This is a genomic window from Roseibacillus ishigakijimensis, from assembly GCF_016595415.1.
Taxonomy (GTDB): Bacteria; Verrucomicrobiota; Verrucomicrobiia; order Verrucomicrobiales; family Akkermansiaceae; genus Roseibacillus; species Roseibacillus ishigakijimensis.
In genome coordinates this window covers 25,726-39,962 of sequence record NZ_JAENIO010000014.1, presented here as the reverse complement: position 1 = coordinate 39,962, position 14,237 = coordinate 25,726, and the positions used below count along the sequence as shown (strand labels likewise).

Below are 14,237 nucleotides of genomic sequence, written 5' to 3'. Positions count from 1 at the left end.
GGACGGGAAATCTTGGAGCGCGCTTCTCTGCTTTGCTAGCACCTCTCATCGGGGGAAGAGCCGCTTGGCCGGGCGGGGAGGTCTTCCTGCCAGCCTTCGGCGGTGCGGGAAAAACGGTGCGCGCTTTGGCGGAGGAATTTTTTGCCCTCCCATTGGAAGAGCTCGCCACAGATTTTCCCGGGGCTGAGGTGGAGGAGGTGGAAGCCATTGGGCTCTCCCTTGCGCCGGGTGGAGCAAATGGATGGCGCTTGCGAGACTACTATTTTTCGCTCGGAATTCTTGGCGGGAAAGAGGGCGAGAGAGGATTGGTGGAAGTGCCCGGTCAGGGCCAGGTCGATAGCGTTGTCCGTCAGCATTTTGCTGACGAGCGGGAGGGGGGCGACCAAGGCCCGTTCCTTGTCTTTGGCGGCCAGCAGGGGGTGGTGAAGAGTGAGGAGACGCAAGCGCTCGGCAGGCACCCCGAGGAGCTCGCGATGGATGCGCTGGGCTTGCATGGGATTGAGAAATCCGTGGGACCAGTCCCGGTGCCAGCCAAAGGGGAGGTTGGAGTTGGCGGAGACCAGTTTTCCCACTCCGGGGAGGTCGCGCGAGGGCTCCAGGGAGGGATGGATAAAGTGTTTGTAGCGCTTGAAGGGGGCGAAAAAGCGTTGCCAGAGATTGTTGAGGGCGGGGACATCATGATTGCCCGGGATGACGAGGCGGGGGGCGGGCAAGCGGCTCAACCACTCGCGGGCGGCTTGAAATTCCCGGCGGCGGCCTTTCATGGCAAAGTCCCCGGAAATCACCAGCAGGTCGGGCTCGAGTTCGTGGGCAATCTGAACCGCGGCTTTGGAGATTTCGGCCACGGAAGCCCCGAAGTGGGGGTCGGAGTAGTGCAGGAGAGTGAAACTCATGGTCGCAGAACGGAGAGAGCTTGAGGACGGAGTTGAATGTCGAGAGGAGTGCGCAGGGTGAGGATCTCGCCATCGATCATGAGAGGAAGTTCGTCGCTCCCGGGGGTGGCGATGGTCATCTCGGTCGCGGTGACCATTTCCAGATTTTCGGTGGTGCTCAATTGCCCGGAGATGAAGTGGAGGGAGGCAGCGAGCAACTCCTTACGGGAAAGATGGGAAGAGACGTAGGCATGGATGAGGCCTGAAGAAAGCTGGTCCCGCTTGGGAATGAGGCCGAACTCTTCCGCGTAGGGCCCGGGGGAGATGGCGGTCATGCGGCTCTCGCGCTCGATCAGGCCTTGTGGGGTTTGCAGCTGGAGGTGGAGCGCGGGGGTCTCGGTGGCCAGGACGGAGGTTTCGTAAAAGGTGCGCAGCGACTTCTGCCACCAGGCCTTGCCGTGATACTCTTCGCGCATTTCCGCCAGAGCGGGGTAAAAGCCCAGAATGAGGGCGCAGAGGCAGATGTGGTCATTGACCATGAGGTAGTCGATGCGTTCCCGGCCTGCGGTGGCCAGCTGGGCGGCTGCTTCCATCGGGTCGAGGGAAACTCCGAGATCGCGCGCTTCCAGATTGAAGGTGCCCAGGGGAATGACACCCAGGGTTTTGTCTGCTTCCGCCACCAATTGGGCGGTGGAGGTGAGGGAGCCATCGCCACCGCCAACGATGATGGTGTCGTAAGGACCGGCGAGGGCTTCCTGGATGGTCTGCTGAAAACTCTCCGGCCCCACCGCCCGCAGCTCGGCCCCGGAATGATGGTGACGAAAAAGGGCGAGGATTTCTTCTTGCTTGCTCCTCTCGGCAAATTCCCCCGAGCCGGAAGAGGTGTTGATGACGATGATCGGGTGCATGGACGTTCTAGCGCCTCCGTTGAGAGAGGCTGCCAATTGCTGAGAAGAGAGCGTGCCATTCCGGAAAGGCTGGCCTCAGCAAGGGAACAGGGGCGGGGGAGCCCTGCCCGGCGTGCAAATTGTCGTTGGAGATCGTGCGAAATGCGCGAATTCTTCCTCCATGAGGCCCGTGAGTCCCGGTCCTCCGTTGGTATGGGGTTTGCGATCGTTACCCGGCCTCGAGCCATAGATCCTCGAGCCATAGATCGATGCAAGACCTTCTCAGTTCCCTCCCTTTCATTTATCACATCCTGATCTTTGTGGTCAGCGTGGTGATCATTTTCTTCGCGGGCCAGCGCCTGGCCAAGGTGGCCGAGACCATTGCCGACCGCTCGGGCTTGGGCCAGGCCATCACGGGCGGGCTGTTCCTCGGGGCGGCCACGTCTTTGCCCGGGCTGGTGGCTTCGGTGACGGCGGCCTGGCAGGGCTATGTGGAGATGGCGGTTTCCAACGCCATCGGAGGCATCGCGGCCCAGACCGCCTTTTTGGGTATTGCCGATATCAGCCTCCGGCGGGGCAATCTTGAGCACGCGGCGGCTTCTCTCGCCAACCTCATGCAGGCGGGGCTGCTCATCGCGCTGCTCACTCTCCCGCTGCTGGCCTTCACGCTGCCGGAGTGGACTTTTTGGGAGATTCATCCCGTCACCGTGTTGATGGTTGCGGCCTACTGCTACGGCATGCGCCTCAGCTCCCGCACCAAGGCCGACCCGATGTGGCATCCCCACCGGACGGAGGTGACCCAAGAGGATGAGGGGGAGGCGGAGAAAACCCGCCAAAGCTGGACGGCGGCCCTCACGAGCTTCGTCTTGCTGGCCCTGCTCACTGCGGTGGCGGGCTGGCTGACGGCGGAGACCGGCATCGGGGCCATCAAGCGCATGGGCTTGAGCGAGTCCCTCGTGGGCGGACTCTTCACCGCCGTTTCCTCTTCCTTGCCCGAGCTGGTTACTTCCATCGCGGCGGTGCGCAATGGGGCCTATACTCTCGCGGTCGGTGGCATCATCGGGGGGAATGCCTTTGACAGTCTCTTCATGGCTGCCTCCGACGTCGCTTACCGGGATGGCTCCATCTACCACGCTATCACCAATCAGCAGCTCTTTCTCATCGCTCTCGCCATTCTTATGACGGCGGTGCTGACCATGGGCCTCGTCGGTCGCGAGCGCCGGGGAATCGCCAACATCGGCTTCGAGAGTTTCACGATTTTATCCCTCTACGGCGTTGCTTTGCTCACCCTTTTCCTAGCCCAATAGATGACCCCTCACCTCCTCGACAACGAAACCCGCGAAATCGTCATCGGTTGGGTCATCCAGCCGGTGGGTGGTGGCGAAGACGATGAGCTGGTGGCCCTCACTCGCAAGGCGGCCGTCATTCTCAACGAGCAATTGGCCCGGCAATTTCCCCAGTTCGAGTGGCGGGCGGAGTTTCGGGAGAGAAACACCCGTCCCAGCGATGGTTCGCGGCTCGATCCGCTGGAGCTGCTGGCCTTGGGTTGCCACGAAAAGCTGGTGCGCCATTGGGACTTTGCTTTCGTGGTGACGCAAGCGGATTTGCGGGCCCGCACGCGTCCTTTCACCCTCGGCACGCCTTCTTCCGCGCTGGAGACGGCGGTGCTCTCCACCCATCGCTACCCGCCGGAGGAGAAGGACTGTTCGCTGCGTCTGATGGTGGTGGCGCAATATCTCTTCGGGCATCTCCTCGGGCTCGAACCCCATGAACCCGGGGCCATGAAGCGCCCGCTGGAAAGCGAGGAGGCTCTGGTGGCAGCCTTCTCGTCCGGCGATCAGGAACTCATGGGAAAGCGCCTGGCCGAGGTCGCCGATCTTCGCTTGGAGGAGGCCGGGCAACGACCGGGCCTGCTTTTTCGTCTGCGCGCCCTCATCGCCGACCCCAGGGGAATTTTGTCCGATGTCATCGGCTATGAGCCTTGGAAGCAGCCCTTCCGCTTGGGTCGGCTCACCGCTGCCGCCTTTGTCAGTATGCTTTTTCTTTATCTGGGAGCCGAGCCCTGGGAATTGGGAATGGCCATTCGGGGGGAAGTGCTTTCCGGTGCCGCAATCCTAGCCGTGCTTGTGGGCACGGGGGCGCTTTACCATGGGCAAAACATCCCTGAGCTGACCCGCCAACCCAGGGCCAGTGAGCAGCTCGAGCGCACCCGCGTGGTGCTGCAGCTCACGCTTTTCGCGGGCATGTTCTCGCTCGGGCTTTACCTTTTTCTTCTCTCCCTGCTGATCACCTTCGCTTTCCCCCGCGAACTCATCGTGGGCTGGGTGGGCGAGCCCGTCACGGGCGCGGATCTGCTCCGGTTCGCGGTCTTTTCCTCCACCCTGGGCACTCTCGCCGGGGCTCTGGGCGGCAACCTGGAGGACGAAGGTGCTTTCCAGTCCAAACTCCTCATTGATGAAGAAACTTGAGCCTGCGGGCGAGAAGGGAGTTCTCATCTGGCGTTGAATCTGCTTGGCTCCCTGTGAGTATGGCATTGGAGATTCCGCGGCAGGTTTACGCCGAGCACTACGGGCCCACGGTGGGCGATCGCATCCGCTTGGGTGACACCGAGTTGTTTATCGAGGTGGAGCGGGATTTGATTGCGGAAAATGGCGGCTACGGGAATGAGGTGAAGTTCGGGGGCGGCAAGGTCATTCGCGATGGTATGGGCCAATCCTCGACCGCTCTGGATGGCGAAGCCCTCGATCTGGTCATCACCAATGCCACCATTCTCGATGCCGAGGTGGGGATCATCAAAGCCGACATCGGCATCCGCGACGGGCGCATCGTGGGCATCGGCCATGCCGGAAACCCGGGGATTCAGGACGGCATCGGTTCCTGCTTCGCCGATCCGGCCACGGGTGAGTTTGACAAGATGATCATCGGGGCCAGCACCGAGGCCATTGCGGGCGAGGGCTCGATCGTCACGGCGGGAGGCATTGATGCCCACATTCACTTCATTTGTCCCCAGCAGATTGAGGAAGCGCTTTCCAGCGGGGTCACCACCATGCTGGGCGGGGGCACGGGGCCCGCTACCGGCACCAATGCCACCACCTGCACTCCGGGCAAGTGGAACCTCCACCGCATGATCGAGGCGGCCGACGAGTTCGCCATGAATCTTGGTTTTCTGGGAAAAGGCAACTGCGCGACCCCCGAGCCGCTCCGCGAGCAAATCCGCGCCGGGGCCATCGGCCTGAAGCTGCACGAGGACTGGGGCACCACCCCCGCCGCCATTGATGTCTGTCTCTCGGTGGCTGACGAGATGGACGTGCAGGTAGCCATCCACACCGACACTCTCAATGAGGCCGGCTTTGTAGAAGACACCATCGCGGCCATCGCCGGACGCACCATCCACACCTATCACTCCGAAGGCGCGGGTGGCGGCCATGCCCCGGACATCATGAAGATTTGCTCCTTCTCCCATGTCCTGCCCTCTTCTACCAATCCCACCCGGCCCTTCACCGTCAATACCCTCGACGAACACCTCGACATGCTGATGGTCTGCCATCACCTGGATTCGAAGATTCCCGAGGACGTCGCCTTTGCCGAGTCCCGCATTCGTCCCCAGACCATTGCGGCCGAGGACCTCCTGCACGACCGAGGGGCCATTTCCATGATTGCTTCCGACAGCCAGGCCATGGGGCGGGTGGGGGAAGTGATCTCCCGCACTTGGCAGACCGCGCACAAGATGAAGGTGCAACGCGGCCCTCTCCCCGACAGCTCGGGGGCTCATCCGGCGGCGGACAACTTCCGCGCCCTGCGCTATGTGGCCAAATACACCATCAATCCCGCCCTCACCCACGGCATGGCCCACGAGGTGGGTTCGCTGATGGTGGGCAAGCTGGCCGATTTGGTCCTCTGGAAGCCTGCTTTCTTCGGGGTGAAGCCCGAGCTCATTCTGAAGGGAGGCTTCATCGCGATGGCCAATATGGGCGATCCCAACGCCTCCATTCCCACCCCGCAGCCGACTTTTTACCGTCCCATGTTCGCCGCTCTGGGCAAGGCCAAGCGCCGCACTTCGGTGACCTTTGTCAGTCAAGATTCCCTCGAGGCCGGGCTGGCGGAAGAAGTGCAAGTGGAGAAGCGCCTCGTCGCGGTCAAGGGCACTCGCTCGGTGAGAAAGGAGGATCTTCTTTTCAACGAGAGCTGTCCCGAGATTGAGATCGATCCCGAGAGCTACACCGTGACGGCGGATGGTGAAGAGCTGACCTGCGAGCCCCTTTCCGAGGTTCCTTTGGCGCAACGCTACTTTCTCTTCTGAGCATGGCGGGGGAAAAAAGAGCCCTGTTGCTCAACGAAGTCCTCTCCGAACCGGTGGCCAAAGCCGTGGAGCTACCGGTCGCGCGCATCGATCTCTGGTCGCGGCGCTGGCGGGGGGAAGCTGCCGATGGCACCCCGGTGGCGGTGAGTTTGGAGAAAGCGGCCCGCAATGGCGATTGCCTGCGCGGGGGAGAGCGGGTTTTCCGGATTTGTCAGCGGCCGGAGGATGTTCTGGTCATTCCCATGCCCGCCGAGTCCTCCCTGGCGGCCAAGATTGGCTGGTATCTGGGCAATCGCCATCTGCCCATCGAGGTGCGGGAGGAGGAAATTTTACTGGAGCTCTTTCCCACTCTCACCGACTCCCTCGACCGTATCGGCATCGCTTACCAGATTCGCCATGAGGTGCTCAATTGCCGTCCTCATTCCGAGCATACCCACTAGATGATGAGCGAACCCGAGGCAGTCCCTTCCGCTTCCAGCTGGCTCAGCTGGGTCCTGGCCTTTGCGGACAGTTCCGCGCCGGTGGGGAGCTATGCCCACTCCTATGGCCTGGAGGGTATGGTGCATGAGGGTCACCTCACCGGGCGGGCGGAGTTGGCCCGCTTCCTCCAGCGCGACGTGATGGAATCGTTACTCCGGGTGGATCTCCCCCTCTTGCTGGCGGCGCGGGAAGCGGCCGAAGCCGGTGATGCCGCCGCGCTGGTCACGCTGGATGAGCAAGCCTGGGCCCTGCGCCCCACCGCGAAGTTGCGCGAGGCCGCCAGTCAAGTCGGGCGTCAGCAGTGGCGGCTTTTTCGCAAGACCTGGGGGCGGGAGGCTGCGCTCGCGGAGTTTTCCTTTCCCCATCACCAGGCTCCCGTGGTGGCCGGGGTGATGACTTTTCTGCAAAACGTGCCTCCTGCGGCCGCTGCCCGCGTGCTGGGCTACCAGACCTTTTCCGCCCTCTTGCAGGCCTCTCTCAAGCTCCTTCCCGTCGGTCCCCAGGCTGTGCAAGAGCTGCTCCACGAGGTGCTCCAGGCGTGGGAGAGCCATTGCCGGGAGGGGGCTGGGCAGCTCCCGGAGGAGGAGTGGGGCACCTTCAACCCCCTCTGGGACATCGCGGCCAGTCGCCACGAGCGCGCGTCGGCGAGACTATTTCTATCATGAGCAAAGCAGCAATCAAAGTCGGCATCGGCGGGCCCGTGGGCTCGGGAAAGTCCACCCTCTGCATCGAGATCTGCCGTCACTACGCCCGGTCGCGCGATATGGCCGTGATCACCAACGACATTTACACCAGTGAGGATGCCAAGATGCTTGTGCGCGAGGGGGCCCTGCCGCCCGACCGCATCATCGGGGTGGAGACCGGGGGCTGTCCGCATACCGCCATTCGCGATGATATTTCCATGAATCTCGATGCCGTGGAGACGCTCGCAGAGCGCTTTCCCGAACTGGAGCTGGTTCTCATCGAGAGCGGAGGGGACAATCTCACTGCCACCTTCTCGCCCGAGTTGGTCGATGTTTTCATCTACGTCATCGACGTCACCGAGGGCGACGACATTCCGCGCAAGGGTGGACCCGCCATTGCCGGTGCGGACCTTTTGCTGGTGAATAAAGTGTCTCTCGCGCCCTACGTCGGCTCGGACGTGGAGCGCATGAAGGCCGATTGCGCGGCCCAGCGGGGAGGAAGACCGTTTATTTTCACGGATTGGAAGAAGGACCTCGGCCGCGAGGAGTTCTTTGCTTGGTTTGACCGGGAGGTGCTTTTTACCGATGTCGGGTAGTCTCCACAGTGAGTCGCGCTTGCGCTTCGGCTTTGATTCGCAGCGGGGAGAGACCGTGTTGCGGGAGCGCCGGGCGGGCGGGCTTTGTCACTTTGGCAAACCCTATCGCGAGGGCGGGCTGCTGGCCCTGCAGATCGTCAATCCCACCGCCGGGATCTTCGCCGGGGACCACTGGCGGCTAGCGGTGGAGCTGGAGAAAAAGGCCCGCGTGCGTCTGAGCAATCCCAGCGCCAATCGCTTCCACACCATGAAGGGCGGTTCCGCGACCCTCGACCAGGACATCGCGGTGGGCGCGGGAGGCTGGCTCGATTTCCAGCCCCAGTGGATCATTCCCCAGCGGGGCAGCGCGGTCACCCAGACCACCCGGCTGCAAGTCGCGGAGGGAGCGAGCCTGGTCTATGGCGAGTGGCTGGCCCCCGGTCGCGTGGCCCATGGCGAGGAGCACCGCTTCCGCCGTCTCACCACCCGGCTCCAGCTTACCGTCGGTGAGCGCCTGGTGGCTCGCGAGCAGATGATTCTCGAACCCGCCCAGGGCCCCTGGCCTCTGACCGTGCCCGATTGGGAGCACTGCTTCTATGGGGCCTTCTGGGTGGTGGGGGCGCACGACGGCGAGCACCTCGCCCGGGCCGTCCATGGCTTGCCAAGCGAGGGCCTGCGGGCGGGCTATAGCGAGCTGCAGCCCGGGGTGGGCGTGGTGCGTCTCCTTGCGGCACGGAGTTTGCTTCTCAAAGGGGCCTCACGCGCAGTGCGGGAGAGCTTGGAGCCTTTTTTTCCATTGCTAGCAGGGGGAAATCGGCTGATAGTCTAAGCCAGTAATGACAATGATTTCGCAAAAAGCAGTAAAAGCCGGACTTCTTGTGCAAGCGGGACTGATCACCGTTGCCTCCGCCCACCCGGGCCCTCCCGGTCACACCCATGGTGATGACTGGCCCTTCGCTCCCATCGCGGTGGGCTTTCTCCTCGCCCTTTCCTGCACCGGGCTGGCAGCGCGGTGGGTGAGCAATCGTCCTGCCCGCCAGCTCCAGGCTCAGCCAGTGCGCGTGAAACGACGCTAAGGCCTTCCGAACGAATTAGGGCGGGTTGGGACTTTGACCTCGCCCCTTTTTTCCGCTAAGAGGAAGGGGATGAGAGTTTCTATTCTAGCCGTTTGGCTTTTCTGCTGCCTGAGCCTGATGGCGGGAAGCAAGAAGGATGAAAAGTTGGTCGTGCAGTTCAATCTGCAGGGATCCGAGGTCGACGGCCCCAAGTTATCCGTTCCCCAGGAAGTGGTCGGCACGCGGGTCTTCTTCCGAATCTCTCCCGAGATTTCCACTCGCGACATCGAGTCCTTCCGTCCCTTTCCCGCTTCCGACGGCTATTCCTACGGTGTCATGCTCAAGCTCAATCGCGCGGGAGCCCAGCGGCTGGCGGCGGTGACCAATGCCAATCGTGGCAAGCTCCTGATGGCCCGGGTGAATGGCCGTCCGCTGGACGTGGTCGAAATTGACCAGACGGTTCAGGATGGCGTGCTGGTGATTTGGCAGGGGGTTACGACCCGCGAGATTGCTTTGGCAGACAAGATGATGCCCCGTATCGGGCAATCCGTGCAGGAGTGGAAGAAGCAGAAAAAGTGATGATTCGCAGTCTCCTTCTTGCCCTTTTCTGCGGGGGAGGGGCGCTGTTTGCGCAGCTGCCCCAGTTCCGCCTGCCCACGGCCAATGACGCCCTTTTCCGGGGGGAAATTGCCGACTTTTACATGCCGACCAACCTGACCCTGCGGCCGCCGGAGTCGGGCGCGTGGGGTTTTGTGCGCAATTATCGCGAATTTTCGGAAGGAAAAGTCTACACCCGCTTCCACGAGGGTCTGGACATCCGGCCGGTGGCCCGCAATGCCCGCGGCATTCCCACCGATCCGGTTCATCCCATCGCCGATGGGGTGGTGGTTTACGTCAATCCGGTTTCTTCTCGGTCCAATTACGGGCAGTATGTGGTGGTTCAGCACGATTGGGGCATGGGGCCGTTTTATTCCCTCTATGCTCATTTGGCCTCGACCTCAGTGGAGGAAGGGCAGTCGGTTTCTCCCGGCAGCGAACTCGGCATTCTGGGCTCCACCGGGGCGGGGCTCAACAATGAACGGGCCCACGTCCATCTGGAGCTCAACATCATGTATTCCGAGCGTTTCGACGACTGGATCAAGCACTGCCTGCGCTCGACCAATGTTCATGGCAATCACAATGGGATCAATCTTTCCGGCATCGACATGGCCGAGATCTATCTCAAGCAGCGCAAGGATCCGTCCTTCAATCTGGCCAAGCATCTCTACGGCCTGCCCCAGCACTACCGCATCACCGTGCCTCGCAAGGGGACGGAGATTCTCCCCATCGTGCGGCGCTATCGTTGGATGGGCTACGGTAATCATAGTGAGCCTAGCAAGTCCTGGGAGATGGCTTTCACCCGCTCCGGATTTCTCGTTGGAGTCGCTCCCAGCGATCGGGAGGTCTCGCGACCGACGGTGACGTATGTGCGCTCCACGCGCATCGATCATCGCCACTATACCATCGGGAGGTTGACAGGGACGGGTTCCAGCGCCACTCTCACCGCATCGGGAGAGCGCTTCATCGCTCTCGTCACTGGTGATTTTCCTAGCGGGGATTCCGGCTCCTGAGTGTGGATGGCCCCCATTTGTCATTCCCTCCGCCCCCTTCTCTTTTGCGGAAAATGCGCCTTTCCCCCCAACTCTCTCCTAGTCTTGGCGCGGTCGCGTCTCTGGAGATTGTGAAATTATATAACTAACTTTCTGTGAACGAAGAACAATTGAAAAAAGGCATCCTTGAGTTGCTTGCCAAGCCCGGGGCCCGGCCCTTGACGAAGAGTGAAATGGCCCGGGCCCTCGGTCTGGCCCCCAAGGAAAGGGCTCACTTCCGGCGCGTGCTCGATGCCATGGTCGCCGATGGGGTGCTCAATCCCGGCAAAAAAGCCCGCATCGAGGTGGCCAATAGCGAAGGCCGGGGCGGCAAAGGGCGTCTCATTGGCCGTATCCGGGTCTTTCCCAAAGGCCACGCCACCGTTTATCCCGACTTGAACGATCTTGCCAACGATCTCAGTGGCTTCGACCTCGAGTCCATTCGCCGCATCTACGTGCCCAACAACCGCACGGGCACGGCCATGGATGGCGATACCGTGGAAGTCAGCGTGGAATTGAAGCGTGGGCGCGACGGCGAAGTCGATCCCCAGGGTGCGGTGACCCAGATTGTCGAACGCACCGATCGGCTGGTGGTGGGAGTCTATTTCAATCGCAATGGCTTCACCTACATCCAGCCCGACGCCGAGGCCTTGCCGGCCACCCTGGAGGTGGAACCCTGCGCGGAAGCTGAGACTGGGCAAAAGGTCGCGGTCAAGCTCATCGAATGGCGCAAGGGCGAGGATCCCCGTGGTCGGGTGGAGGAGGTCATCGGCTGGCCCGACAGCCCCGGGGTGGACATCATGAGTGTGGTGCACAAGTATGGCTTGCAGACGGATTTCCCGCCCGAGGTTCTCGCTGAAGCGGAGGCCGTGGCCGTTCCGGTGCCGGGCAAGGAAAAGGAGCGGCGCGAGGATTGGACGGACCGTCTCGTCATCACCATCGACCCCTTCGATGCCAAAGACCACGACGACGCCATCTGGGTGAGTCCGCGTCCAGGAGGAGGCTGGACCCTGGCCGTTCATATTGCCGATGTGTCCCACTACGTGAAGCCCGGCACGCGGCTGGACAAGGAAGCGCTCAAGCGGGGCAACTCCACTTATCTTGTCGACCGGGTGCTGCCCATGCTCCCCGAGGTGCTCAGCAATGGCATTTGTTCCCTGCGTCCCGATGAGGAGCGGTTGACCAAGTGCGCCATCCTCGAGATCGAAGCCAATGGCCTTGTGCGCAAGAGCACCTTTGTCGATGCCTTCATCAATAGCCAGGCCAAGCTTTCCTACGAGCAAGCGCAAGCCGTGCTTGATGGGGGCAGTGTGCCGGGGCGCTTCAAGGGCCAGCTCAAGAAGGACTTGGAAGCGATGATTCGCGAGGCTTGGAAGATGGCCAGCGTTCTCCGGCAGCGGCGCTTTAAGCGCGGCGCTCTCGATATGGAGATGGACGAGATCAAAGTCCTCGTCGACGAGAGCTCCAAGGACGCCACGGGCTATGCAAAGGTCGAACACTGCGAGAGCCACCAGCTCATTGAGGAATGTATGCTGGCCGCGAACGAAGCGGTGGCTAAAGTGCTGCGCGACCGCAATAAGCCTGCCATCTATCGGGTCCACGACGATCCGGACCCGGAGAAATTAATGGAATACGGAGAGTTGGCCCGGGTGCATGGCTACCAGGTGGGCGACCTCACCAACCGGGCCCACGTGCAGAAGCTGCTCGATCAAGCCAAGGGCACTCCCGAGGAGCACAATATCAAGCTGGGTCTCCTCCGTAGTCTCAAGCGGGCGGAATATTCCGAGGAGCCCCTCGGCCACTACGGTCTCGCCAAGGCCGACTACGCGCACTTCACCAGTCCCATTCGTCGCTACGCCGACCTCGTGGTTCATCGGGCCCTGCAGCATTTGCTGAAAAACCGGCCGGCCAAGCCCGATCGCAGTCTCACCCAGCAGCAATGCAAGGAGGCCGCCATCCACATCTCGGAGACCGAGCGGAATTCCAGTTTTGCCGAGCAGGAGACCAAGACCCTCAAATTGTTGGAGTGGCTGGAACGCACCCGGCAGAGCGAGAGTCCGCCCCTTTTCGAGGGGGTGGTCACCGAGGTCCGCTCCATGGGCACCTTCGTGGAGGCCACCGACATCATGCAGAAGGGCTTGGTCAAAGTGGCCGACCTTCCCGGCCGAGGGTGGCGCTTCAACGGGGGAGGGCCCTCCTTTGTCAAAGCCGACAAGCACGTCCAGTCCGGGGTGCAGGTCAAGTTGAAGGTGGCCAAGGTCGACTTCATCGAGCAGCGGGTCGACTTCGCCATCGTGGAAATCGTGCCCGGGCAGGATCTTTCTCCCCTGGGAGAGGAAACGCCGCGCAAGAGCAAGAAGAAGTCCCGCCGGGGCTCCCAGCAGACCGGAGGAGGGAAGACCAAGAGCCAGCGCACCGCGCGCAAGGCTTCCCGGCGTAAGGTGGCGGAGAAGGCACCGCCCAAGGGGAAGGCGAAGAGCAAGCCCAAGGCCAAGGGCGGAAAGAGCACCCGCAAGCGCAAACGCTAGGGATGCTTGCCCAAGGACGGGATTGCCGCGTTGCTACAGCTTCTCGAGTTTGAAGGGGTAGCGGCAGGCGGCATTCCATTCCATCACAAAGATATTTCCCGCCGGGTCGACCATGAGATCGTGGACGTGGAGGAAGACGGGGTGTTGCTGGGAGATGGAGGTCAGCTTGCCCTCCTCGTAAAGAGGTTCGCTCCCACCCGGCACCGAGAGCAAGCGGTGGGTCTTGCGGTCCAGGACGGCGACAAATCCGCTCTTGTTCAGCTTTTCTCCCGTTTTCGGGTGCTTGGACCAGCAAACGCCGGTGTAGATGTGGTCGCCGTGGAAGACGGCTTGGCCGGCGTAGGCCCCAGGCAAGTCGATGGTGCTCAGGTGTTCGCCTTCGAGGGTGAAGCGTTTCAGCTGGTTTTGCTCCCGGGAGCTGATCCAGAGCACTGGTCCGGCGGGATCTTCGGAGTCCAGGGAAATGCCATGACCATTGGAGATGTCGGATTCTTCTCCCGGCCGACGGCCCCCCCAGTGGCGGACCAATTCTCCTTCCAAAGTGAAGTGGAGCACCCGCTGGCTTCCGTAACCGTCGATCACAATGATGTCGTTATCGGGGGTGATGGCGACATCGCAGGGGCCGTAGTAGGTGCCTTCCTTCTCCAGCCCGAGGTCCACGGGGGAGGGCAGGGTGCGCACCAGCTCGCCTTCTTTGGTGAGGAGGTTCACCGAGCCCGTTTGCTTGCTGGCTTTTCCTTCCGCACTGAAGGCCCAGCCGCAATCGACATGGACGATGAGCTCCCGCTCGCCCTCTCGCACGAGGTCGATGCCGTGGCCTCCCTTCAGATTTTCGCCAAAGCTGCGCACATAGCTTCCGTCTGGTTTGAGCACGATGATGGCATTCTTGGGATGATCGGTGACGAGATAATAAAGGCCGTCTTCACTTGCGACCATGGCATGGGCGTTGATGACCGGGGCCACCTCGCGATCAACTTTCGCCCAGTCCCGATGCACCCGGTAGCGCAAGCCATTGTGGCCGAGCACTTGCTCGTCTTCTGAAAGCGCTTGCAACACTTCGGTGGGCTGGAATTGGGCCGCCAGGGGGGCTGCCAAGAGCGCGGTGGCGAGGGTGAGAAAAGGACGGAGAGTCAACATGGCGTCAAACTGGAAAACTTGTTTTCCCGGCGCAAGCGAGGACAAGTTTTTGCGGGGAAATGCCAAGTCCCGGCCCGCCGATTGCTGCCATC

General features: G+C 61.9%; 14 protein-coding genes. 11 read left to right on the top strand and 3 right to left on the bottom strand.

The genetic code is table 11. The annotated features are described in order from the left end of the window. Positions 1 to 35: 35 nt before the first annotated feature. Entirely contained in the window at positions 36 to 893 is an 858-nt protein-coding gene (locus JIN78_RS07270) for a metallophosphoesterase family protein (protein WP_200391288.1), read from the bottom strand. Further along, the gene (locus JIN78_RS07265) at positions 890 to 1,780 is read right to left on the bottom strand and encodes a diacylglycerol/lipid kinase family protein (protein WP_200391287.1); all 891 of its coding nucleotides are present in this window, start codon (positions 1,778 to 1,780) and stop codon (positions 890 to 892) included. The genes JIN78_RS07270 and JIN78_RS07265 overlap by 4 nt, the downstream gene beginning before the upstream one ends. A 248-nt stretch (positions 1,781 to 2,028) precedes the next feature. On the opposite strand from JIN78_RS07265, the gene JIN78_RS07260 reads away from it, so the two are divergent. From JIN78_RS07260 to rnr, 11 genes are all read left to right on the top strand, one after another. Continuing rightward, positions 2,029 to 3,066 carry a sodium:calcium antiporter gene (locus JIN78_RS07260; RefSeq protein WP_200391286.1) on the top strand — a complete coding sequence of 346 codons (1,038 nt, stop codon included), beginning with the start codon at positions 2,029 to 2,031 and terminating at the stop codon, positions 3,064 to 3,066. After that, the gene (locus JIN78_RS07255) at positions 3,067 to 4,227 is read left to right on the top strand and encodes a hypothetical protein (RefSeq protein WP_200391285.1); all 1,161 of its coding nucleotides are present in this window, start codon (positions 3,067 to 3,069) and stop codon (positions 4,225 to 4,227) included. It abuts the gene before it with no gap. Between the two features lie 59 nt (positions 4,228 to 4,286). After that, on the top strand, positions 4,287 to 6,059 hold the full coding sequence (gene ureC / locus JIN78_RS07250) for an urease subunit alpha (protein WP_200391284.1): 1,773 nt from the start codon (positions 4,287 to 4,289) through the stop codon (positions 6,057 to 6,059). 2 nt (positions 6,060 to 6,061) lie between these two features. After that, positions 6,062 to 6,499 (top strand): urease accessory protein UreE, encoded by a 438-nt coding sequence (locus JIN78_RS07245; protein WP_200391283.1) that lies wholly within the window; start codon positions 6,062 to 6,064, stop codon positions 6,497 to 6,499. Then, on the top strand, positions 6,500 to 7,204 hold the full coding sequence (locus JIN78_RS07240) for an urease accessory protein UreF (RefSeq protein WP_200391282.1): 705 nt from the start codon (positions 6,500 to 6,502) through the stop codon (positions 7,202 to 7,204). Further along, complete coding sequence (gene ureG, locus JIN78_RS07235; protein ID WP_200391281.1) at positions 7,201 to 7,818, top strand: urease accessory protein UreG; 618 nt, start codon at positions 7,201 to 7,203, stop codon at positions 7,816 to 7,818. Before JIN78_RS07240 ends, ureG begins: the two co-directional genes overlap by 4 nt. Beyond that, positions 7,808 to 8,626, top strand: a complete 819-nt coding sequence (locus tag JIN78_RS07230) for an urease accessory protein UreD (protein WP_200391280.1) — start codon at positions 7,808 to 7,810, stop codon at positions 8,624 to 8,626. The genes ureG and JIN78_RS07230 overlap by 11 nt, the downstream gene beginning before the upstream one ends. 13 nt (positions 8,627 to 8,639) lie before the next feature. Continuing rightward, complete coding sequence (locus JIN78_RS07225; RefSeq protein WP_200391279.1) at positions 8,640 to 8,873, top strand: hypothetical protein; 234 nt, start codon at positions 8,640 to 8,642, stop codon at positions 8,871 to 8,873. 69 nt (positions 8,874 to 8,942) lie between these two features. Beyond that, on the top strand, positions 8,943 to 9,431 hold the full coding sequence (locus JIN78_RS07220) for a hypothetical protein (protein WP_200391278.1): 489 nt from the start codon (positions 8,943 to 8,945) through the stop codon (positions 9,429 to 9,431). Further along, positions 9,431 to 10,462: a M23 family metallopeptidase gene (locus JIN78_RS07215; protein WP_200391277.1), complete on the top strand. Its 1,032-nt coding sequence runs from the start codon at positions 9,431 to 9,433 to the stop codon at positions 10,460 to 10,462. The genes JIN78_RS07220 and JIN78_RS07215 overlap by 1 nt, the downstream gene beginning before the upstream one ends. Positions 10,463 to 10,596: 134 nt before the next feature. Then, positions 10,597 to 13,008, top strand: coding sequence for a ribonuclease R (rnr, locus tag JIN78_RS07210; RefSeq protein WP_200391276.1), 2,412 nt, complete (start codon positions 10,597 to 10,599; stop codon positions 13,006 to 13,008). 33 nt (positions 13,009 to 13,041) lie between these two features. Here rnr and JIN78_RS07205 read toward each other — a convergent pair whose 3' ends face one another. Then, positions 13,042 to 14,145, bottom strand: coding sequence for an NHL repeat-containing protein (locus JIN78_RS07205; RefSeq protein ID WP_200391275.1), 1,104 nt, complete (start codon positions 14,143 to 14,145; stop codon positions 13,042 to 13,044). Between the last annotated feature and the right edge of the window lie 92 nt (positions 14,146 to 14,237).

Excerpts from the sequence above, each read along its gene's own strand:
- JIN78_RS07255 (WP_200391285.1), top strand. The coding sequence starts at position 3,067 with ATGACCCCTCACCTCCTCGACAACGAAACCCGCGAAATCGTCATCGGT.
- JIN78_RS07225 (WP_200391279.1), top strand. The coding sequence starts at position 8,640 with ATGATTTCGCAAAAAGCAGTAAAAGCCGGACTTCTTGTGCAAGCGGGA.
- JIN78_RS07245 (WP_200391283.1), top strand. The coding sequence starts at position 6,062 with ATGGCGGGGGAAAAAAGAGCCCTGTTGCTCAACGAAGTCCTCTCCGAA.
- JIN78_RS07205 (WP_200391275.1), bottom strand. The coding sequence starts at position 14,145 with ATGTTGACTCTCCGTCCTTTTCTCACCCTCGCCACCGCGCTCTTGGCA.
- JIN78_RS07230 (WP_200391280.1), top strand. The coding sequence starts at position 7,808 with ATGTCGGGTAGTCTCCACAGTGAGTCGCGCTTGCGCTTCGGCTTTGAT.
- JIN78_RS07265 (WP_200391287.1), bottom strand. The coding sequence starts at position 1,780 with ATGCACCCGATCATCGTCATCAACACCTCTTCCGGCTCGGGGGAATTT.
- JIN78_RS07215 (WP_200391277.1), top strand. The coding sequence starts at position 9,431 with ATGATTCGCAGTCTCCTTCTTGCCCTTTTCTGCGGGGGAGGGGCGCTG.
- JIN78_RS07240 (WP_200391282.1), top strand. The coding sequence starts at position 6,500 with ATGATGAGCGAACCCGAGGCAGTCCCTTCCGCTTCCAGCTGGCTCAGC.
- ureC (WP_200391284.1), top strand. The coding sequence starts at position 4,287 with ATGGCATTGGAGATTCCGCGGCAGGTTTACGCCGAGCACTACGGGCCC.
- JIN78_RS07270 (WP_200391288.1), bottom strand. The coding sequence starts at position 893 with ATGAGTTTCACTCTCCTGCACTACTCCGACCCCCACTTCGGGGCTTCC.
- JIN78_RS07260 (WP_200391286.1), top strand. The coding sequence starts at position 2,029 with ATGCAAGACCTTCTCAGTTCCCTCCCTTTCATTTATCACATCCTGATC.
- ureG (WP_200391281.1), top strand. The coding sequence starts at position 7,201 with ATGAGCAAAGCAGCAATCAAAGTCGGCATCGGCGGGCCCGTGGGCTCG.
- JIN78_RS07220 (WP_200391278.1), top strand. The coding sequence starts at position 8,943 with ATGAGAGTTTCTATTCTAGCCGTTTGGCTTTTCTGCTGCCTGAGCCTG.